General features: G+C 68.9%; 20 protein-coding genes. 12 read left to right on the forward strand and 8 right to left on the reverse strand.

The annotated features are described in order from the left end of the window. Positions 1 to 5: 5 nt before the first annotated feature. The gene (gene rfbA, locus AB0F44_RS24895) at positions 6 to 878 is read right to left on the reverse strand and encodes a glucose-1-phosphate thymidylyltransferase RfbA (protein ID WP_141801304.1); all 873 of its coding nucleotides are present in this window, start codon (positions 876 to 878) and stop codon (positions 6 to 8) included. Between the two features lie 94 nt (positions 879 to 972). Between rfbA and rfbB the strand changes: the two genes are divergently transcribed. Together rfbB and AB0F44_RS24905 are read left to right on the forward strand one after the other, a co-directional pair. Next, entirely contained in the window at positions 973 to 1971 is a 999-nt protein-coding gene (rfbB, locus tag AB0F44_RS24900; protein ID WP_357359345.1) for a dTDP-glucose 4,6-dehydratase, read from the forward strand. Positions 1972 to 1975: 4 nt separating this feature from the next. Continuing rightward, positions 1976 to 3358 carry a bifunctional dTDP-4-dehydrorhamnose 3,5-epimerase family protein/NAD(P)-dependent oxidoreductase gene (locus tag AB0F44_RS24905; protein ID WP_357359346.1) on the forward strand — a complete coding sequence of 461 codons (1383 nt, stop codon included), beginning with the start codon at positions 1976 to 1978 and terminating at the stop codon, positions 3356 to 3358. A 37-nt stretch (positions 3359 to 3395) separates the two neighbouring features. On the opposite strand, the gene AB0F44_RS24910 is transcribed toward AB0F44_RS24905, so the two are convergent. After that, complete coding sequence (locus AB0F44_RS24910; RefSeq protein WP_357359347.1) at positions 3396 to 4331, reverse strand: sulfite exporter TauE/SafE family protein; 936 nt, start codon at positions 4329 to 4331, stop codon at positions 3396 to 3398. A 28-nt stretch (positions 4332 to 4359) separates the two neighbouring features. Here AB0F44_RS24910 and AB0F44_RS24915 point away from each other — a divergent pair, with 28 nt between their 5' ends. The 3 genes from AB0F44_RS24915 to AB0F44_RS24925 all read left to right on the forward strand — a co-directional run bounded on the left by AB0F44_RS24915 (position 4360) and on the right by AB0F44_RS24925 (position 6430). After that, positions 4360 to 5316, forward strand: a complete 957-nt coding sequence (locus AB0F44_RS24915; protein ID WP_357359348.1) for an asparaginase — start codon at positions 4360 to 4362, stop codon at positions 5314 to 5316. A 141-nt stretch (positions 5317 to 5457) separates the two neighbouring features. Further along, on the forward strand, positions 5458 to 5898 hold the full coding sequence (locus tag AB0F44_RS24920; protein ID WP_350660964.1) for a helix-turn-helix transcriptional regulator: 441 nt from the start codon (positions 5458 to 5460) through the stop codon (positions 5896 to 5898). Next, positions 5876 to 6430, forward strand: a complete 555-nt coding sequence (locus AB0F44_RS24925) for a hypothetical protein (RefSeq protein WP_357359349.1) — start codon at positions 5876 to 5878, stop codon at positions 6428 to 6430. Before AB0F44_RS24920 ends, AB0F44_RS24925 begins: the two co-directional genes overlap by 23 nt. A 64-nt stretch (positions 6431 to 6494) precedes the next feature. Here AB0F44_RS24925 and galE read toward each other — a convergent pair whose 3' ends face one another. Continuing rightward, on the reverse strand, positions 6495 to 7472 hold the full coding sequence (gene galE, locus AB0F44_RS24930) for a UDP-glucose 4-epimerase GalE (protein ID WP_357359350.1): 978 nt from the start codon (positions 7470 to 7472) through the stop codon (positions 6495 to 6497). A 43-nt stretch (positions 7473 to 7515) separates the two neighbouring features. Here galE and AB0F44_RS24935 point away from each other — a divergent pair, with 43 nt between their 5' ends. From AB0F44_RS24935 to AB0F44_RS24945, 3 genes are read left to right on the forward strand one after another with little or no spacing between them, the layout of a single operon-like run. Beyond that, complete coding sequence (locus AB0F44_RS24935; protein ID WP_357359351.1) at positions 7516 to 8190, forward strand: dihydrofolate reductase family protein; 675 nt, start codon at positions 7516 to 7518, stop codon at positions 8188 to 8190. A 22-nt stretch (positions 8191 to 8212) separates the two neighbouring features. Then, positions 8213 to 8971, forward strand: coding sequence for an enoyl-CoA hydratase-related protein (locus AB0F44_RS24940; RefSeq protein WP_357359352.1), 759 nt, complete (start codon positions 8213 to 8215; stop codon positions 8969 to 8971). A 47-nt stretch (positions 8972 to 9018) separates the two neighbouring features. After that, the gene (locus tag AB0F44_RS24945) at positions 9019 to 9774 is read left to right on the forward strand and encodes a DinB family protein (RefSeq protein WP_357359353.1); all 756 of its coding nucleotides are present in this window, start codon (positions 9019 to 9021) and stop codon (positions 9772 to 9774) included. On the opposite strand, the gene AB0F44_RS24950 is transcribed toward AB0F44_RS24945, so the two are convergent. Further along, a complete protein-coding gene (locus AB0F44_RS24950) occupies positions 9761 to 10600 on the reverse strand; it encodes a helix-turn-helix transcriptional regulator (protein ID WP_357359354.1) in 840 nt (279 codons plus the stop codon). The genes AB0F44_RS24945 and AB0F44_RS24950 overlap by 14 nt on opposite strands. Positions 10601 to 10738: 138 nt before the next feature. Between AB0F44_RS24950 and AB0F44_RS24955 the strand changes: the two genes are divergently transcribed. The 4 genes from AB0F44_RS24955 (at position 10739) to AB0F44_RS24970 (ending at position 14725) form a co-directional block, all read left to right on the forward strand. After that, a complete protein-coding gene (locus AB0F44_RS24955) occupies positions 10739 to 11602 on the forward strand; it encodes an oxidoreductase (RefSeq protein ID WP_357359355.1) in 864 nt (287 codons plus the stop codon). A 315-nt stretch (positions 11603 to 11917) separates the two neighbouring features. Further along, on the forward strand, positions 11918 to 13303 hold the full coding sequence (locus AB0F44_RS24960) for a cytochrome ubiquinol oxidase subunit I (RefSeq protein ID WP_357359356.1): 1386 nt from the start codon (positions 11918 to 11920) through the stop codon (positions 13301 to 13303). Next, the gene (locus AB0F44_RS24965; protein ID WP_357359357.1) at positions 13300 to 14298 is read left to right on the forward strand and encodes a cytochrome d ubiquinol oxidase subunit II; all 999 of its coding nucleotides are present in this window, start codon (positions 13300 to 13302) and stop codon (positions 14296 to 14298) included. Before AB0F44_RS24960 ends, AB0F44_RS24965 begins: the two co-directional genes overlap by 4 nt. Positions 14299 to 14353: 55 nt before the next feature. Continuing rightward, positions 14354 to 14725: a YrdB family protein gene (locus AB0F44_RS24970; RefSeq protein WP_357359358.1), complete on the forward strand. Its 372-nt coding sequence runs from the start codon at positions 14354 to 14356 to the stop codon at positions 14723 to 14725. Here AB0F44_RS24970 and AB0F44_RS24975 read toward each other — a convergent pair. From AB0F44_RS24975 to AB0F44_RS24990, 4 genes are all read right to left on the reverse strand, one after another. After that, positions 14673 to 15437, reverse strand: a complete 765-nt coding sequence (locus AB0F44_RS24975) for a helical backbone metal receptor (protein ID WP_357359359.1) — start codon at positions 15435 to 15437, stop codon at positions 14673 to 14675. The two genes, AB0F44_RS24970 and AB0F44_RS24975, sit on opposite strands and share 53 nt — an antisense overlap. A 79-nt stretch (positions 15438 to 15516) precedes the next feature. Next, positions 15517 to 18633, reverse strand: coding sequence for a fused isobutyryl-CoA mutase/GTPase IcmF (gene icmF / locus AB0F44_RS24980; protein WP_357359360.1), 3117 nt, complete (start codon positions 18631 to 18633; stop codon positions 15517 to 15519). An 89-nt stretch (positions 18634 to 18722) separates the two neighbouring features. Then, positions 18723 to 19205, reverse strand: a complete 483-nt coding sequence (locus AB0F44_RS24985; protein WP_357359361.1) for a MarR family transcriptional regulator — start codon at positions 19203 to 19205, stop codon at positions 18723 to 18725. Positions 19206 to 19240: 35 nt separating this feature from the next. Next, the gene (locus AB0F44_RS24990; protein WP_357359362.1) at positions 19241 to 19792 is read right to left on the reverse strand and encodes a hypothetical protein; all 552 of its coding nucleotides are present in this window, start codon (positions 19790 to 19792) and stop codon (positions 19241 to 19243) included. Positions 19793 to 19798 lie beyond the last annotated feature (6 nt).

The following is a 19798-nucleotide window of genomic DNA, read 5'->3' on the forward strand; positions in this document are numbered from 1 at the left end:
TCGGCCTAGGCCAGCAGGCCGAGCAGGTACTTCCCGTAGCCGCTCTTCAGCAGTGGCTGGGCGAGCTCGGATAGCTCCTCGTCGGAGAGCCAGCCCTGGCGCCAGGCGACCTCTTCGGGGGCGCCGATCTTGGTGCCCTGGCGGTGCTCGATGGCGCGGATGAAGTTGGCCGCCTCGTTGAGGTCCTCGAGGGTGCCCGTGTCGAGCCAGGCGGTGCCGCGCGGCAGCACCTCGACCGAGAGGGTGCCGGCCTCGAGGTAGATCCGGTTGAGGTCGGTGATCTCGAGCTCGCCGCGCGCGGACGGCTTGAGGTTGCGGGCGTGCCCGATGACCGAGCTGTCGTAGAAGTAGAGGCCGGGGACGGCGTACGGGCTCTTCGGCTTCTCGGGCTTCTCCTCCAAGGAGATGGCCTTGCGATTCTCGTCGAACTCGACGACGCCGTAGGCGCGCGGGTCGGCGACGCGGTAGCCGAAGACGGCACCGCCGGTGATCGTCTTGAAGCGGGCGAGCTGGGTGCCGAGGCCGGGGCCGTAGAAGATGTTGTCGCCCAGGACGAGACCGACGCCGTCCTCGGACTCGTCCAGGAAGCCGACGTCGGCGCCGATCGTGAACGCCTGGGCGAGGCCGTCGGGGGAGGGCTGCTCGGCGTAGCTGATGTTGACGCCGAGATGGCTGCCGTCACCCAGGAGCCGGTGGAAGCCGGAGGCCTCGTGGGGCGTGGTGATCACCAGGATGTCCCGGATCCCGGCCAGCATCAGCGTGGTCAGCGGGTAGTAGATCATCGGCTTGTCGTAGATCGGCATCAGCTGCTTGCTGATCGCGAGGGTGATCGGGTGCAGACGTGAGCCGGTGCCTCCGGCGAGGATGATGCCCTTCATGATCAGTTGATCCTACGGATGTTCACCCCACGTTCTAGGGAACCCACCGGGGCGAGGCGACCACCGGGTGGTTAATTCTGCCTACGATGACCCGGTGAGACGGATTCTTGTGACAGGCGGCGCCGGGTTTATCGGCTCCAACTTCGTGCACCACCTCGTGGCCAACACCGATGCGTACGTGACGGTGCTCGACAAGCTGACCTATGCCTCCTCGGAGGCATCGCTGACGGGGCTCCCGGAGGACCGGGTGAAGCTGGTGGTCGGCGACATCGCGGACGCCGCGGTGGTCGAGCCGCTGGTCGCGGAGTCGGATGCAGTGGTGCACTACGCGGCCGAGTCGCACAACGACAACTCGCTCTCCGACCCGGCTCCGTTCGTCCAGACCAACATCGTCGGCACCTTCGTGCTCCTCGAGGCGGTCCGCAAGCACGACGTACGTTTCCACCACGTCTCCACCGACGAGGTCTACGGCGACCTGGACCTCGATGACCCGAAGCGGTTCACCGAGGACACGCCCTACCAGCCGTCCTCGCCCTACTCGGCCTCCAAGGCCGGCTCCGACCACCTCGTCCGCGCCTGGGTGCGCTCCTTCGGCGTACGCGCGACGATCTCCAACTGCTCCAACAACTACGGCCCCTGGCAGCACGTCGAGAAGTTCATCCCGCGCCAGATCACCGAGGTGATCGAGGGGCGCCGGCCGCGCGTCTACGGCGACGGGCTCAACGTGCGCGACTGGATCCACACCGACGACCACTCCTCGGCGGTCTGGACGATCCTGGAGAAGGGTCGGATCGGGGAGACGTACCTGATCGGTGCCGACGGCGAGAAGTCCAACGTCGACGTCGTCCGCGCGATCCTGCGTCACTTCGGGCGTCCCGAGGACGACATCGAGTGGGTCACCGACCGCGCCGGCCACGACCGTCGCTACGCCATCGAGTCCGGCAAGCTGCGCAACGAGCTCGGCTGGGAGCCGAAGTACCAGGACTTCGACAAGGGCCTGGCCGCGACGATCTCCTGGTACCAGGAGAACGAGGCCTGGTGGTCGCCGCTGAAGCACGAGACCGAAGCCAAGTACGCCTCGAAGGGGCAGTGATCTCGTGCCGGATCTGACCATCGAGCAGACCCCGATCCCGGGGCTGCTGGTAGCCCACCTGCCCGTGCACGGCGACGCCCGCGGCTGGTTCAAGGAGAACTGGCAGCGCCAGAAGATGGTGGAGCTGGGGCTCCCCGACTTCGGGCCGGTGCAGAACAACATGTCCTTCAACGCCTCCCGTGGCGCGACCCGAGGAATCCACACCGAGCCGTGGGACAAGTTCGTCTCGGTCGCGTGCGGGCGGGTGTTCGCGGCGTGGGTCGACATGCGCGAGGGGCCGTCGTTCGGGACGACCTTCTCGATCGAGATCGGCCCGGAGACCGCGGTCTTCGTGCCGCGAGGCGTGGGCAACTCCTACCAGGCGCTGGAGGATCGCACCGTCTACTCCTACCTGGTCAATGACCACTGGCGTCCCGGGTTCGCTTACCCGGCGCTCAACCTCGCCGACGAGACCGCCGCGATCGCCTGGCCGATCCCGCTGGACTCCGCCGAGATCTCCGAGAAGGACAAGGCCAACCCGCGCTTGGCCGAGATCACCCCGATGAAGCCGAAGAAGACGCTGATCATCGGCGCCAACGGCCAGCTCGGCCGGGCCCTCGTGTCGGTCTTCCCGGATGCGGACGCGGTCGACCTCGACGAGCTGGACATCTCCGATGAGAAGGCGGTCGCGGCCTGGCCGTGGCCCGACTACCAGCTCATCCTCAACGCCGCCGCCTATACCGCGGTCGACGTCGCCGAGACCGCCGACGGGCGGCGCACCGCGTGGGCCGCCAACGCGACGGCTCCCGCGCTGCTCGCCCGGGCCGCGACCGAGCACCGGCTGACCCTGGTGCACTACTCCACGGAGTACGTCTTCGACGGCACCGCCACCGAGCACACCGAGGACGAGCCGGTCTCGCCCCTCGGTGTCTACGCCCAGTCCAAGGCCGCCGGCGACATCGCGGTCGCGGGCACCGCCCGCCACTACATCCTGCGCACCTCCTGGGTCGTCGGAGACGGCAAGAACTTCGTACGCACCATGGCAACCCTCGCCGAGAAGGGCGTCTCGCCCACCGTGGTCGACGACCAGATCGGCCGGCTCACCTTCACCGACACCCTCGCCGCGGCCACCGCTCACCTGCTGCGGTCCGGGGCTGCGTACGGGGTCTACAACTGCACCAACGCCGGTGACCCGTGCTCGTGGCGGGACGTCGCCGCCGAGGTGTTTTCGCTGTCGGGGCGTGACCGGGCCGATGTGGGCGCCACCTCGACCGAGGCGTACTTCGCGGGCAAGGAGGGCGTCGCGCCGCGACCGCTCAACTCGGTGATGTCCCTCGACAAGCTCACCGCCACCGGCTTCGAGCCCGAGGACCACCTCGACGCGCTGCGCCGCTACCTGAAGGCCTGACTGCCGAGTCGGCTCGTCACGACGAGCCGACTCGACGCTATTTGTCCGAACGCTCCGGCAGCCGCCAGGCGGCGGCGTTGTTGTCGAAGGCTTCCAGGCCGCGCGACTGGCGGATGAAGCCCCACAGGAGCGGGCCGAGGAGCAGCATCGCGCCACCGAGGAGCAGCAGGAAGGTGGCGTCGGCGCCCAGCATCTTGGCGCCCGAGAGCGTCAGCATGATGACGATGCCGCGCCGGATGACCGACTGGGAGACCCAGCGCGCCATCCGGGAGCCGAGGAAGGTGCCAGGGGTGCCGCCGAGGATGAGCGGGATCAGCACCGCCCACTCGACGCCGTGGTTGAGCACCTGGCCGATCGCGGCGGCCATGACGAGCGGCACCGCCTGGAGCAGGTCGGTGCCGACCAGCTTGACCGCGGAGAGCGTCGGGTAGACCAGCAGCAGCGCGATCATGATGACCGAGCCGGAGCCGACCGAGGTGATGCCGACCAGGAGGCCGCCGAGCGCGCCGATGACGATGGTGAGCAGCGGCTTCAGGCGGGGATCTTCCTCGGGGGCCTCGTTTCCGCCGGTGACCAGGCGTAGCTGCAGGTACATCCGAAACATGTAGGACGCCGCCGCGAACAGCAGGGCCCCGCCGAGGATGAGCTTGAGGAAGTGGTCGGTGTCGCCCGGCGCCAGCTTGTGGACGAAGGTGCCCAGGAACGCGAACGGCACCGACCCGATGATCAGGTACGTCGCCAGCCGGATGTTGGGTGAACCGTGGCGCCAGTGCACCGCGGCCCCGACCGACTTGTTGACCGAGGCGGCGACGAGGTCGTTGGCGACCGCCGTCGTCGGGGGCACCCCGAGGAAGATCAGCGCCGGCGTCATCAGGGCGCCACCGCCCATGCCGGTCAGCCCGACGACGATGCCGATGCCGAAGCTGACCACGAGCACGCTGAACGCGTCTTGGGTGAGGAGGTCGGCGAACACGGGGCAACTCTCACATAGTCTCGCCCCCATGCCAGCACCTGTGCCGTTCGCCGAGATCATCCGCTCCGACTTCGTCGAGGGACACCACTACGGATCCGCCGTCTCCCTGGCGGCCGACGGCACCGTGAGCTGGTCGCTCGGTGACGTCGACTCGCCGATCCTGCCGCGCTCCTCGAACAAGCCGGTCCAGGCCCTCGCGATGGTGATCCTCGGCCTCGACCTGCCGCCCGACCTGCTCGCCCTCGCCTGCGCCTCCCACTCGGGCGAGGCGTTCCACCAGGAAGGCGTACGCCGCATCCTTGCCACCGTCGGCCTGGACGAGTCAGCCCTGGGCAACATCGAGGACTACCCGTTCGGTGTCGAGGCGCGGGAGGAGGCGCTCCGTCGCGATGAGCCGAAGACCCGGCTGGCGATGAACTGCTCCGGCAAGCACGCCGCGATGCTCGCCACCTGCGTCGCGGCCGGCTGGCCGCTGGAGGACTATCTGGACCCGAAGCACCCGCTCCAGGAGGGGATCCAGGAGGTGCTCGAGGCGTGCACCGGCGAGGCTGCGTACGTCACCGTCGACGGCTGCGGAGCACCGGCCCTGTCCACGTCGCTGACCGGGCTGGCGCGGGCGTTCTCGACGATCGGCTCTGCGGTCGACGGTCCGGCCGCGCGGGTCGCCGAGGCGATCCGGTCCCACCCCGAGTACGTCTCGGGCACGACGCGCGACGAGGTCGCCTTGCACCGGGCCGTACCCGGGCTGATCGGCAAGCTGGGCGCCGAGGCGGTCTACGCCGTCGCGCTTCCCGACGGCCGCGCTTGGGCGCTGAAGGCCGACGACGGAGGTGACCGGGCGCGCGCGGCGGTGATGGCCGCCGCGCTGCTGCGGGACGGGGTCGGCGACCTGGACGGGGTCGACGCCGCCGCCTTGCGCGCGACCGGCGACGCGCCGATCTTCGGCGGCGGGCTACGGGTAGGGGAGATCCGCGCACTTCTGTGAACTGCTAGCGGCCTGCTAGCGACCTCGGGATGCCCCGAATCAGCGCGTTTTCGCCGGTTGACGAAGCAACTAGTGGGTGATGTGTGTCACTTTGGTTGCCCAGGACTTGTGTTTGCTAGCAATTGTTAGCACACTGGAGTCATGGTCAAGAGCAAGGTCACGAGTGCGGTTGGCACGCTCGGCGAGTATCTGAAGGAACAGAGGATCTCGGCTGAGATGTCTCTGCGTCAGCTCGCCGACCAAGCAGGTGTGTCCAACCCCTACCTCAGCCAGATCGAGCGCGGTCTGCGCAAGCCATCGGCTGAGGTCCTCCAGCAGATCGCCAAGGCGCTGCGTATCTCGGCGGAGCAGGTCTACGTCCGTGCCGGGATCCTCAGTCCCGACTCCAACGTCGGGGGGTCCGTGGAGCTCGCCGTGCTCGCCGACCCGAGCCTGACCGAGCGGCAGAAGCACTCGCTGCTCGACGTCTATCACTCGTTCCTTGCTCTCAACAGTCGTGTCACCGACGATGCGCCGGCCGCCGATGAAACCGCTGAACCCCATCACGAGGAGAACCCAGATGCCCACTCTGCCCAAGATTGAGACCACCAAGCCCCTCAACGCCGTCGCCGGCGTCGCCGACCTCGCCTACGAGACCGTCAAGGACCTCGCCACCGACCTGCAGAAGCGCGTCGACGGCTACCGCTCCGAGGCGACCACCAAGCTGACCGACGCCCGCTCCAAGGCGACCGAGAAGGCGACCGAGTACCGGACCCAGGCGACCGAGAAGGCGACCGCTGCCAAGACCACCGTGATCGGCTTCGACCCGAAGTCCCTTCCGGCCCTGGCCAAGGAGCAGTACACGGTCCTCCCCGAGAAGCTGAAGACCACCGTCAAGGCCAAGCTCGACGAGACCACCGGCTCCGCCACCGGCACCTACGACAAGCTCGCCACCCGCGGTGAGACCTTCGTCGCGAAGTTCAAGAAGGCCGAGGCCGAGGCTCCGGCCGCCGAGGCCCCCGCCGAGACCCCGGTCGAGACCGCCAAGGTCGAGACCGTCGAGGCCGCTCCGGCCGAGAAGCCGGCCCCGGCCAAGAAGGCCCCGGCCAAGAAGACCGCTGCCAAGAAGGCCTGATCCAGGCTCTCGATCGAAGACGGCCCGCTCGAAAGAGCGGGCCGTCTTCAATTTCGCCGAGGCGTCAGCTGGGGTAGTCGGCGCCTGCGGCCTGACGGGCCTCCCAGGCGGTGGCGACCATGGAGCGCAGGTCGTGGCGCATCTCCCAGTCGAGGTCGCGCCGGGCGAGCTCGCCGGTGGCGACGATGCGGGCGGGGTCGCCGGGACGACGCGGCTTGATGACCGGCTCGAAGTCGATGCCGGTGACCTCGCGGATGGCGTCCATGATCTCGCGTACGGAGGAGCCGTCGCCCGAGCCGAGGTTGTAGACCGGCTCGAGGTCCTTGCCCTCGGCGAGCCGCTTGGCGGCGACGACGTGGGAGTGGGCGAGGTCGGCGACGTGCACGTAGTCGCGTACGCAGGTGCCGTCGGGGGTCGGGTAGTCGTCGCCGTTGATCTGCGGCGTCTTGCCCTTGGCCAGCGCGTCGAAGACGAGCGGGAAGAGGTTGTGGGGGCTGGTGTCGTAGAGGTCCTTGCTGCCGGAGCCGACGACGTTGAAGTAGCGCAGGCTGGTGTGCGCGAGCCCCTCGGAGCGCGCCACGTCGGCGATCAGCCACTCGCCGATCAGCTTCGACTCGCCGTAGGGGCTCTCCGGGTTGGTCGGCGTGGTCTCGGTGACCAGGTCGACGTCGGGGGTGCCGAAGGTCGCGGCGGAGGAGGAGAAGACCAGCGCGTCGACACCGGTGGCCGTCATCGCCTCGAGGAGGTTGGCGGTGCCGGTGACGTTCTGTGCGTACGTGTGCAGCGGCCGCTGCACCGAGACGCCTGCGTACTTGAAGCCGGCGAGATGGATGACTCCCTCGACGCCGTGGTTGGAGATCGCCTGCTCGATCGCGGACTTGTCCAGCAATGTCGCCTCGACGAACGTGACGTTGTCGGGCACGAACTTCGCGAACCCCGAGGACAGGTCGTCGATGACGACCGGCTCCATGCCTGCGTCGAGCAGTGCCTGCACGACGTGCGATCCGATGTAGCCCGCGCCTCCGGTAACCAACCAACTCATGCGATGAAGATAGCGGGGTGTCCTGAGCGGTTACGTTTGCGGGGTGAGGCTCCTGCACGGTGACGGCGACCCGACGACCCCCGAAGGCCTGCGCGCCATCTACGCGCCGCTCCGCCTGCCGTGGTTGCGGGCCAACATGGTCAGCTCCCTGGACGGTGCGGCCACCGGCTCCGACGGCCGCTCCGGCACGGTCAACAACGCCGTAGACGTCGACGTCTTCCACGTCCTGCGCGATCTCGCCGACGCTGTTCTGGTCGGCGCCGGGACCGCCATCGCCGAGACGTACAAAGCCAAGGGCGCGCCGATCGTCGTCGTCTCCCGTCGCGGCCGGGTCCCCGACGATCTCCGCGGCTGCGAGCCCGGCGCAGTGCGGCTCGCCACGGTCGCCGAGGCGCCCGGTCTGGACGCCGCGCGCGACGAGATCGGCGAGGAGAACGTGTACGTCGCCGGCACCTCCGAGGTCGACCTGTCGGCACTACTCGACCGGCTGCACGAGGAGGGCATGCAGCACGTGCTCTGCGAGGGCGGGCCGACCCTTCTCGGCTCACTGCTCGAGGCCGGCCTGGTCGACGAGCTCTGCCACACGATCACGCCCAAGCTCCTCGCCGGCGACGGCCGGCGGATCGTGACCGGGCCGCCCACTGACGTACCGGTGTCGCTGGGATCCCTCATCGAGCACGACGGGACGCTGCTCGGACGCTGGCTCGTCGAGGGTTAGCGGTGCCCTACGCTCGGTTCTCGTGAGCGAGGACTTGGTAGTGGAGCGGCGCCCGGGCGTCGTACAGGTGACCTTCAACCGGCCGCAGAAGCACAATGCCTTCACCGCGGAGATGTACGGCGCGCTGCACGAGCTGTGCGACGAGCTGGCCACGGACGAGTCGGTGAAGGTGCTGGTGCTGACCGGCACCGGCGGGCGCGCGTTCGCCGCCGGCAACGAGATCTCCGACTTCCTCTCCCGCGATGCGGTGGACTACGAGGACTGGATCCGCTCGCTGCTCGAGAAGCTGTTCGCGCTGCCGCAGGTCACCATCGCCGCGGTCGACGGCGTCTGTGTCGGCGGCGGACTCGCGGTCGCGACCCACTGCGACCTGCGGGTCGCGACGCCGCACTCGCGCTTCGGCTACCCGATCGCGAAGACGCTCGGCAACGCGCTCGCGGCCTCCATCGTCTACCGCGCGGCCGCCGTCTTCGGCGAGCCGGTCGTACGCGAGATGCTGCTCGCGGCGCGGCTGGTCGGAGCGGACCGCGCCTACGCCACCGGCGCGCTGACCGCCGTCACCGACTCGCTGGCCGACGAGGTCGACGCGCTGGTCGAGGGCATCCTGCAGCTCTCCGGCGTCACGGTCCGGGCCACCAAGAGCCAGCTCGCCGCGTACGCTGCCCGGGCGGAGGCCTCACCGGAGGGCGATGAGGACCTGCTGCGCGAGGTCTACACGGGTGCCGACTTCAAGGAGGGCGTACGCGCGTTCCTGGCCAAGGAGAAGCCGGCTTTCCGCTGAGCCATAAGTGCGTTGACCGGGTCGCGGCCCGGGACGAGACTGAGGCGATGACCAGCCAGAGCGGGACCGAGTACGCCGAGACCGACCAGTTCCGCGATGCACTGATCCGGCAGAGCGATGTCAGTGGTCTGGAGATTCGTGACTGCTGGTTCGAGAGTCGGCTGAAGATCGTCGACGCCTTCGGCAAGGACGTCTATCTGGGTGGCGACTTCGGCCGGGTCGTGGTCAACGACGTCGACGTGACGGCGTACGTCGAGGCCGAGCTCGATCGCGCGGAGCCCAACCGGGTGTTGGCCCGTGAGGCGCAGACCGCGGATGAGATCCGTGCTGCCTGGGATGCGATCGAGGCGACGTGGGCAGCGACGGTCGAGCGGGCCCGGGGCTTGCCGGAGAAGATGCTCCACGAGCGGGTCGATGACGAGTGGTCGTTCGTAGAGACGCTGCGTCATCTGCTCTACGCCAGCGACAAGTGGTTCGGAAACCCCGTGCTGGAGGAGGAATCGCCCTACCATCCGCTCGGTTACGGGCCGATGGACGCTCCCGCCGAGGTCGGGCTGACCCTGGATGTGGTGGCGAGCCTGGAGGAGGTGCTGGAGCCGCGGCTGGCCCGGATGGCCACGATCCGCCGCTATGTCGACGCGCTCACCGCCGAGGACCTCGACCGGCTCTGCGCCCGCACGCCGGTCGGCAACGACCCCGACGCCGACTACGAGGTACGCCGCTGCCTCAAGGTCGTGCTCGCCGAAGAGGCCGAGCACCACCGCTATGCCGTACGCGATCTCGCTGTCCTCAGCGCTGGTTGAGGCGCGCCGCCTCGTCGGACCCGAGCGACCCGAGGAGCGCCAGCTTCTCGGCGCTCTCCGAGCCAGGCTCGGCGTGGTAGGTGCCCATGATCAGACCGCTCCCGTCGCTGAGCGTGAACTTCTGGCGGTGCAACGTCAGCGGCCCGACCTGCGGGTGGTCGAGCAGCATGGTGCCACCGGCGAGGGCCTTGACGTCGTGCCGCGCCCACAGTTGCCGGAACCGCTCGCTGGCCAGGGAGAGCTCGCCGACCAGCTCGACGAAACGAGGGTCGTCGGTGTCGCTCCCGACCGAGGTGCGGAACGCGGCCACCAGGGAGCCGCAGATCGACTCCCACTCCGTATGCAGCGCCTGCACCGCTTGGTCGAGGAAGACCGAACGGAGACGGTTCTCGCCAACGACGAGGGTGGGGTCGAGAAGCCGGGCGAGCGCGTTGCTGGCGAGGATGTCGAGATATCGGTCCTCGATGACCGCGGGAACGCCGACGACCTCCAGGAGCTGGGCGAGCGAAGGTGGCACCTGCGCCCGCCTGCGGCGACGTGTACGTCGTGCGCGAGGAGCGACCAGGCCCAGCAGATAGCTCGTGCCGGCCTCGTCGAGCTGCAGCACCCGGGCGATTGACTCCAGCACCTGCGGTGACGGGTTGCGGTCGCGGCCCTGTTCCAGTCGCAGGTAGTAGTCAGCGCTCACGCCGGCGAGCAGGGCGACCTCCTCGCGGCGCAGGCCAGGGACCCGGCGTACGCCTGTGGTCGGCAGACCCACTGCGTCGGGACGTACGAGCTCTCGTCTGGCTCGGAGATAGACGCCCAGCCGGTTGTCGTCGCTCACGGTCTCCACGATAGTTGCGCGCCGGCCGGGGGATCGAGCTCCAGGCTGGTCCCCGCACTACCAGGATCAGCGGCCCTCTCCCTCGTCTGTGTCTGGCCAGGGACGCTGGAGACGCCGAGAAGCACGAGAGGACCACCAATGACCTACACAGACACGCACACGTACGGCACCTACGCACTGGGCGACCTCACGGTTCGCCGGATGGGCTACGGCGCCATGCAGCTCGCGGGGCCGCATGCGTTCGGCCCACCGGCCGACCGGGACGCCGCGATCGCGGTGCTCCGTGAGGCGGTCGCCCTGGGCGTCGACCACATCGACACCAGCGACTTCTACGGGCCGTACGTCACCAACCAGATCATCAAGGAGGCGCTGCATCCCTATCCCGAGAGCCTGCGCATCGTCACGAAGGTCGGAGCGCTGCGCGACGCCGAGGGAGCCTGGCTCCCGGCAGCCTCTGCCGACGAGCTGCGCGCTGCCGTCCACTCCAACCTGGAGCACCTCGGCCTCGAGGCACTCGACGTCGTCAACCTGCGGGTGATGGGCGGTACGGACGTCGCTGGCGCCGCCCGCGCCTACGCCGTCCTGGCCGAGCTGCGGGAGCAGGGGCTGATCCGTCACCTCGGGATCAGCGAGGCCACCGCCGAGCAGGTCGCCGCGGCACAGGGCATCGCACCGGTCGTCAGCGTCCAGAACCTCTACAACCTGGCCAACCGCAATGACGACGACCTGATCGACTCGCTGGCCGAGCAGGGCATCGCGTACGTCCCGTACTTCCCGCTCGGCGGCTTCACGCCGCTGCAGTCCGATGCCCTCGACGTCGTCGCGGAGCGGCTGGGTGCAGGCCGGATGGCGGTCGCGCTCTCCTGGCTGCTGCAGCGCTCGCCCAACATCCTGCTCATCCCGGGCACCTCGTCGGTCGACCACCTGCGCGAGAACGTCGCCGGTGCCGCGCTCGAGCTCAGCGCGGATGACGTGGCGGAGCTGGACGCGATCGGTCGCTAGCCGAATCCCGTTGACCTGCGCCTCCACCGGGCGAAGACTCTGCCCATGGCTGAGGAGCAGGTCGACAGGGTCGAGCACGTCGAGACCGACGCGGACCTCGACCGGCTCTGCGCCCGGTCTGCAACGACCCCGACGCCGACTATCCCGTACGCCGCTGCCTCAAGGTGGTGCTCGCCGAAGAGGCCGAGCACCACCGCTATGCCGTACGTGACCTGGCGGTTCTCACCTCGCGCGGCTGAGCGTCCGCCCGATCATCAGACCCGGCTGCCGCGCTGCGGGTGGCAAGTCGGCCCGAGGTGTGCGTAGGGTCGAACCGTGATCGCCGAAGCGCTTGCGTTCGCCACCGAGGAGCCCGCGGGGCTCCTACCGGCGCGTCAGCAGATGGCCTTCTCGCTCGGATGGCACATCATCCTGGCCTGCTTCGGCGTCGCCTTCCCGAGCATGATCTTCGTCGTCCACCTCCTCGGCCTTCGTAGCAACGAGGTGGCGCTCGTCCTGGCGAAGCGGTGGGCGAAGGTCTCCGCGGTGCTCTTCGCGATCGGCGCGGTCTCGGGCACGGTGCTCAGCTTCGAGATGGGGCTGCTCTGGCCCGGACTGATGGGCAAGTTCGGCGACGTACTCGGGCTGCCGTTCGCGTTCGAGGGGCTCTCGTTCTTCACCGAGGCGATCTTCCTGGGCCTGTATCTGTACGGCTGGGGACGGATGTCGCCCCGCCTGCACCTGCTCTGCCTGGTGCCGATGGCGGCGGCAGGGATCTTCGGCACCTTCTGCGTGATCTCCGTCAACGCCTGGATGAACATGCCCACCGGCTTCCGCATCAACGCCCGCGGAGAGGTGGTCGACGTCGAGCCCTGGAAGGCGATGTTCAACGAGGGCGCGCTGCTGCAGTTCCTGCACATGTGGCTGGCAGCTTTCATGGTGGCGGGTTTCGTGGTCGCCGCGGTGTACGCCGCCGGCGCCCTCCGCGGCCGGCGCGACCGCCATCACCGGCTCGGCTTCACGGTGCCGTTCGCCTTCGCCTCGGTCGCGGCCGTTCTCCAGCCTGTCGTCGGTCACGTCCTCGGCATCCGGCTCGGCGAGACACAGCCGGCGAAGCTGGCTGCCTTCGAGCTCGCCGACACCACCGAGCAACCGGCGCCGCTGCGCCTGGGCGGGCTGATGATCGACGGCGAGCCGCGCTACTTCATCGAGATTCCCAACTGGGGGTCCTTCATCGCCCGCGGCAGCTTCGACCTGCCGGTGCGCGGACTCGACACCTTCCCTGCCTCCGACGTCCCGCCGGTCAACATCACCCATCTCGCGTTCCAGACGATGATCGGCATCGGGAGCCTGATGATGCTGGCCGCCATCGTCTACTGGCTGTTTCGCTGGCGTGGCCGGGACCTGTTGGAGAACCGCTGGTTCTGCTGGTTCGCGGTCCTCGCCGGACCGCTTGCCGTCGTCGCGCTCGAGGCCGGTTGGGTCGCTACCGAGGTCGGCCGCCAGCCGTGGGTCGTCTACGACGTCATGCGCACCGTGGACGCGGCCGGGGACAACCCGGGTCTGTGGTGGGTCTTCGGCACGATGGTGGTTGTCTACACGCTCCTGACGATCGGCGCCGTCCTGGTGCTCCGCTCGATGGCGCGGCGATGGCGCGAGGGCGGCGAGGACCTGCCGAGCCCGTACGGCCCGGCGGCGATCTCGGCGGACAGCCGGTCATGAGCCTGGAGGTGGCGGTCGCGGCGGCGCTGTTCGTCGGGGTTCTGGCGTACGCGCTCTTCGGCGGAGCCGACTTCGGCTCGGGCTTCTTCGACCTCACCGCCGGTGGGGCGAGGCGGGGTGCGGAGCTTCGTACGCTGGTCGACCACAGCATCGGCCCGGTGTGGGAAGTGAACCATGTCTGGCTCATCTACTGCCTGGTGGTGTGGTGGACCGCGTTCCCGGAGTCGTTCGCGGCGGTGATGACGACGTTGATCGTGCCGTTGCTGCTGGCGCTGCTCGGCATCGTCCTGCGCGGAGCGTCGTTCGCGTTCCGGAAGTACTCCGCGACGCTGTCGCAGGCCCGTACCTTCGGTGTCGTCTTCGCGGTCTCTTCGATCATCACGCCGTTCTTCCTGGGGACCGTCGCCGGCGCGATCGCGTCGGGCAGGGTGCCCGCCGAGGGGTATGGCGACCGCTGGTCGTCATGGGTGAACCCCACCTCGGTCTTCGGAGGGATCATCGCCGTCGGCACCTGTGCCTTCCTTGCCGGTGTGTTCCTCTGCGCTGATGCCGTACGTGCCGGGAAGCCCGCTCTTGCGTCGACCCTCCGGGTCCGGACTCTCGGGGTGGGTCTGGCCACCGGACTGATCGTCTTCATCGCGCTGATCCCGATCCAGATGGATGCGCCGACGCTGGCCGAGGGGTTGGAGACCCAGGCCGCGCCGCTGATCGTCTGCTCGTTCCTGGCCGGCGTCACCACCTTGTGGCTGCTCTGGAAGAGCCGCTTCGCGATCGCTCGGCTACCCGCCCTGATCGCAGTGGCCACCGTGATCTCCGGCTGGGGCGTCGGCCAGTATCCGTGGCTCTTGGTCGATGAGGTTCTTCTCGCCGATGCGGGCGGTGCCGATGCGACCTTGCAGGCGCTGCTGGTGGCCGTCGCGATCGCGGGAGTCGTGGTCGGACCTCCGCTGGTCCTGCTGTTCCGGCTCACTCAGACCGAGCGGTGGACCAGGTGATCCTCGACGACGATATTCAGGCGCCGTACGCGTGGGCCGACCCTACGATGTCGCCGTGACTGTCTTCGGCTGGTTCGTGCTGACCCTGGTGTTCGTCGACGAACTGTTGGCGATGGCGGCCTTCGGGATTTGGGGCTGGCAGCATGATCCGCGGTGGCTGCTCGTCTGGCTGCTTCCGGTGGCAGCCGCGGTCGTCTGGGCGCTGTTCGCCTCGCCCAAGGCCACTCGCAGCGGGCCCGTGATCCGGCCGGTGGTGAAGGTGATCGTCTTCGGGCTCGCCTCGCTGGCACTCCTGGACGCCGGCCAGCCGGGATGGGCGCTCGCCCTGCTGGTCTTCTCGGTCGTCGTCAACGGCTTGGCTCAGGTGCCGGCGATCAGCCGGCTGCCCACCGATGTGCCTCGACCAGACTCGGTCCGTACCAGGTGATCAACCGGCCGCTGACCAGCTCGGTCGGCGTACGCGCGAAGGCCTCCGGGCCGTCCTCGGCGGTGAAGACGTACGGCTCGTCGGGCAGCAGCACCACGTCGGCCCCGGCGCCGTCGATCTCAGCCAGGTCGAGGTGCGGATAGCGGTCCGTGTGCTGGCCGAAGACGTTCTCCCAGCCCAGCCGCCGCAGCAGGTCCCCGGTGAACGTCCGTGAGCCGACCACCATCCACGGATCGCGCCAGATCGGCACTGCGACCCGGCGGGTGACCCGGGGGAGCGGCCCGCACCAGAGCCGGCGGGCCTCCGCCAGCCAGTCCGGGCGGTCCCAGCCGATGCCGTCGAGAAGGTTCTCCATGGATGCGATCGCCTGGGGGACCGTCTCGATGTCCGTGACCCAGACCCGGACGCCCCGTTCCCGCAGCCGGCGTACGTCCAGCTCCCGGTTCTCCTCCTTGTTGGCCACCACCACGTCCGGCTCCAGCGCGGAGATCGCGGCCAGATCGGGGTTCTTGGTGCCGCGTACGCGGGGCACGTCCAGGTCCGCAGGATGCGTGCACCAGTCCGTCGCCCCGACGACCCGGTCCGCCGCGACCGAGACGAGCGCCTCGGTCAGCGACGGGACCAGCGAAACCACCCGCGCCGCCGGCCGCGGCCCGTCGTACGTGGTGCTCAGGTCGTCGGTTGGCGCCGGATGCTCACCGAGGTAACTCACTCAACGCTCGCTTCCTTCGTGGAACTCCACGAGGGATGTGGCTGTTCACCGAGTTACCTCGGTGAACAGCCACCACCCCTCAGACGTTGCGCCGGTACTGCCCGCCGACCTCGAAGAACGCCTCGGTGACCTGACCCAGCGAGCAGACGCGAGCCGCGTCCATGAGCGCCGCGAAGACGTTCTCGTCGGAGGTGGCGGCCTGCTTGAGCCGTACGATCGCGGCTTCCGCCTCGGCCGAGTGGGCGGCCTGGAAGGCGTGGACGCGGTCGAGCTGGGACTTCTTCTCGGTCTCGGTCGCTCGGGCGAGCTCGACGGGGCCGGCGGGGGCGCCGTTGGTGTCACGTACGAACGTGTTGACGCCGACGATCGGCAGGGTGCCGTCGTGCTTGCGGTGCTCGTAGAGCATCGACTCGTCCTGGATCTTGCCGCGCTGGTAGCCGGTCTCCATCGCGCCGAGCACGCCGCCGCGCTCGGAGATCCGGTCGAACTCCTTCAGCACGGCCTCCTCGACGAGGTCGGTGAGCTCGTCGATGATGAAGGAGCCCTGGAGCGGGTTCTCGTTGAACGCCAGGCCCCACTCGCGGTTGATGATCAGCTGGATCGCCAGCGCGCGCCGCACCGACTCCTCGGACGGGGTCGTCACGGCCTCGTCGAAGGCGTTGGTGTGCAGCGACTGGGCGTTGTCGTAGATCGCGATCAGCGCCTGCAGCGTGGTGCGGATGTCGTTGAAGTCCATCTCCTGCGCGTGCAGGGACCGGCCCGAGGTCTGGATGTGGTACTTCAGCTTCTGCGCGCGTTCCGAGGCGCCGTAGCGGTCCCGCATCGCGATCGCCCAGATCCGGCGGGCGACACGGCCGATGACGGAGTACTCCGGGTCCATCCCGTTGGAGAAGAAGAAGGACAGGTTGGGCGCGAAGTCGTCGATGTCCATGCCGCGGGCCAGGTAGGACTCCACGTAGGTGAAGCCGTTGGCGAGCGTGAAGGCGAGCTGGGAGATGGGGTTCGCCCCGGCCTCGGCGATGTGATAGCCCGAGATCGAGACCGAGTAGAAGTTGCGCACCCCGTTCTCGATGAACCACTCCTGGATGTCGGCCATGCAGCGCAGCGAGAACTCCGTGGAGAACAGGCAGGTGTTCTGGCCCTGGTCCTCCTTGAGGATGTCGGCCTGCACAGTGCCGCGGACGGTCTGCAGCGCCTTCGCCGGGTCGATCCCGCGCTCGCGCGCCTGGTCGATCACGGTGTTGAGGAAGAACGCCAGGATCGTCGGCGCCGGCCCGTTGATCGTCATCGACACCGAGGTCGTCGGGGCGAGCAGGTCGAAGCCGTCGTAGAGCGCCTTCATGTCGTCCAGCGTCGCCACCGAGACGCCGGAGGTGCCGACCTTGCCGTAGATGTCGGGGCGTACGTCGGGGTCGCGGCCGTAGAGCGTCACCGAGTCGAACGCGGTCGAGAGCCGCGTCGCCGGCTGGCCCTCGGAGAGCAGCTTGAAGCGGCGGTTGGTGCGGAACGGGTCGCCCTCGCCGGCGAACATCCGCGCCGGGTCCTCGTTGGCCCGCTTGTAGGGGAAGACGCCCGCGGTGAACGGGAAGAACCCGGGCAGGTTCTCGTTGCGCAGGAAGCGGGTCAGCTCGCCGCGGTCGGTGTAGCGGGGGGTCGCCACCCGGGGGATGTAGTTGCCGGCCAGCGATGTGCGGCCGCTCTCGTCGGCGGCGTACGTCTCCCTGGTCTCCTCCCACGAGGAGAGCTGTTTGCGCAGGTCGTCGGGGATCTCGCTGGCGGGGGCCTCGAGCTCGGGGTGGTCCGCGGCCACGATCTCGTAGGCCTGCTCCTTCCGCGCCGCGGCGACGAGCTCGACGGTGCGGGCGTGGTAGTCGCGTACGTCGCCCGCGATGTCCGCGAGGTAGCGGACCCGTCGCTCGGGGATGATCGGGTGGATGCCGGTCGAGTGGCGGGTCGAAACACGGGGAAGGACGCCCTCGCCGATGGCGAGCCCTGCCTCGGCGATGAGCCCGCGCAGGTGCTGGTAGAGCGCGGTGACGCCGTCGTCGTCGAAGGCCGCGGCCGAGGTGCCGAAGACCGGCATGTCGTCGGGGGAGGAGGTGAACGCCTCCCGGTTGCGGACGAGCTGGCGGGACACGTCGCGCAGCGCGTCCTCGGCCCCGCGCCGCTCGAACTTGTTGATCGCCACGACGTCGGCGAAGTCGAGCATGTCGATCTTCTCCAGCTGCGACGCGGCGCCGAACTCGGGCGTCATCACGTAGAGCGAGACGTCGACGAAGTCGCTGATTCCGGTGTCGCCCTGGCCGATGCCGGGCGTCTCGACGATGACGAGATCGACGGCGGCCTTCATCACCGAGAGCACGTCGGCGAAGTGCTCAGGCACCTCGTGACCGCCGCGCGTGGCCAGGGAGCGGTAGTACGTCGTCGAGCCGCCGTCGGTGATGGCGGCGAGCGAGTTCATCCGGATCCGGTCGCCCAGCAGTGCCCCGCCGCCACGCCGCCGGGTCGGGTCGATGGCGAGGACACCGATGCGGATCTTGTCCTCCTGGTCGACCCGCAGTCGCCGGACCAGCTCGTCGGTGAGCGAGGACTTGCCGGAGCCGCCGGTGCCGGTGACACCGAGCACGACGGCCTGGTCGGCCTCGCCCAGCCGCGTCAGGAAGTCCTCGGGGAGCCGGCCCTGCTCGGCGCCCGTGATCGCACGTCCGATGGAGAGCCCGTAGCCCGCGATCACGCCGTTGGGGGTGATCGGGAAGGTGGGCCACAGGTCGCGGTCGATGTCGCGTACGACCGTGTTGATCATCCCCGGGAGTCCCAGCCGCTGGCCGTCCTCGGGGGAGAAGATCTTGACGCCGGAGTTGGCCAGTCGCTCGATCTCGTAGGGAACGATCACGCCGCCGCCACCGCCCACGACCTTGACGTGTCCGGCGCCGCGCTCCTTGAGGGCGCACACCAGATACTCGAAGAACTCCACGTGGCCACCCTGGTAGGAGGAGACCGCGACGCAGTGGGCGTCCTCCTGGACGGCGGCGTCGGCGATCTCGGTCACCGAGCGGTTGTGGCCGAGGTGGATCACCTCGCATCCCTGCGCCTGGAAGATCCGGCGCATGATGTTGATCGCCGCGTCGTGACCGTCGAAGAGACTGCTCGCGGTCACGATCCGTACGTGGTTCTGGGGGATGTGGAGGTCAGACATGGGCGGTGCTCCCAGGAAATAGTTGGACGTCCAAGTAATTCCAGCATAGGTCGTCCCGGGCGTACTTGCCAGTACGCGACGTCGGCGTCTCAGCCGACCATGTCCCCCGACGCCGCGCGGAGCTGGGTGAGCAGCGCGGTCAGACCGTGTACGTCATCGATCCCGGGCTTCTCGAAGACTTCGCTGTTGAGCGAGATCGTGGCGGCCTCGACCGCCTCGCGGCCGGCGTCGGAGATCGCGGCAAGGACCACGCGCCCGTCGTCGGCGGAGCGGCTGCGGCGTACGAAGCCCTGCTTCTCCAGGCGGGCGACGGCGCTGGTCACCGAGGCGGGGTGGACCTGGAGGCGGGAGCCGAGCTTGGCCATCGGGAGCTGGCCGTCCTGGGTGAAGGAGAGGAGGCGGAGCACCTCGTAGCGGGCGAAGGAGAGGTCGTGGGGGCGCAGCGCGGCGTCGACGCGCTCCATGACGAGCTGGTGCACGCGCACGAGCGAGGTCACCAGTGCCATCCCGTCGGCGGCATCGGCCCAGCCGTGCGCGATCCACTGCCGTTTCGCCTCGCCGATCGGATCCATGCGGGCCAGCATCACACAAAGTGTTTGCGAGGTGTTTACGAAGGCGCGCCGAACGTCCCCAGCAGGTTGAGAATCACCGCTACCCCGATGACGGTCGCGATCACCGAGAGCGTCACGACCAGGCCGACCGCGACGGAGAAGCCCGCCCCCTCGTGCCGCGCGCCGCGCTGCTGCAGCGCGTAGAGCCGGGCGACGCTGGTGATCAGCGTGCGCCCCTCCTCGGCGTCGAAACGGTACTGGTCCGTGTCGGGGACCGCCTCGGGGTCGTGCACGGTCCACACGCCCTGGTCGGTCTGCTCGTCATCGGCCTCGATGCGGCGTACGCCGGTCTTCTGCGTGTGCGGCACGTCGCCGAACCAGACGAGGCTGCGGGTGTCTTCGATGATCGCGTACGAGCTCCGGGTCGGCATCGAGACGTGGTAGGTGAAGACCCAGTTCAGCTTGGCGGCCAGGAGTGTGGAGTGCCAGCGCTCGTCGGCCAGGTCGAGCTCCACGTCGAACCCACGCGCCGTCTCGGTCGCCTTGTAGGGAGTTCCGTCGCACACGCGCGCGACATGGTCGAAGAAGGGCCTCGCATGAGGGGACACGATTCA

The sequence above is a fragment of the Nocardioides sp. NPDC023903 genome, assembly GCF_040639295.1.
Classification (GTDB): domain Bacteria; phylum Actinomycetota; class Actinomycetes; order Propionibacteriales; family Nocardioidaceae; genus Nocardioides.

Coding starts and splice junctions, on each gene's coding strand:
- rfbA (WP_141801304.1), bottom strand. CDS start 878: ATGAAGGGCATCATCCTCGCCGGAGGCACCGGCTCACGTCTGCACCCG.
- AB0F44_RS24915 (WP_357359348.1), top strand. CDS start 4,360: ATGCCAGCACCTGTGCCGTTCGCCGAGATCATCCGCTCCGACTTCGTC.
- AB0F44_RS24920 (WP_350660964.1), top strand. CDS start 5,458: ATGGTCAAGAGCAAGGTCACGAGTGCGGTTGGCACGCTCGGCGAGTAT.
- AB0F44_RS24925 (WP_357359349.1), top strand. CDS start 5,876: ATGCCCACTCTGCCCAAGATTGAGACCACCAAGCCCCTCAACGCCGTC.
- galE (WP_357359350.1), bottom strand. CDS start 7,472: ATGAGTTGGTTGGTTACCGGAGGCGCGGGCTACATCGGATCGCACGTC.
- AB0F44_RS24945 (WP_357359353.1), top strand. CDS start 9,019: ATGACCAGCCAGAGCGGGACCGAGTACGCCGAGACCGACCAGTTCCGC.
- AB0F44_RS24955 (WP_357359355.1), top strand. CDS start 10,739: ATGACCTACACAGACACGCACACGTACGGCACCTACGCACTGGGCGAC.
- AB0F44_RS24965 (WP_357359357.1), top strand. CDS start 13,300: ATGAGCCTGGAGGTGGCGGTCGCGGCGGCGCTGTTCGTCGGGGTTCTG.
- icmF (WP_357359360.1), bottom strand. CDS start 18,633: ATGTCTGACCTCCACATCCCCCAGAACCACGTACGGATCGTGACCGCG.
- AB0F44_RS24985 (WP_357359361.1), bottom strand. CDS start 19,205: ATGGATCCGATCGGCGAGGCGAAACGGCAGTGGATCGCGCACGGCTGG.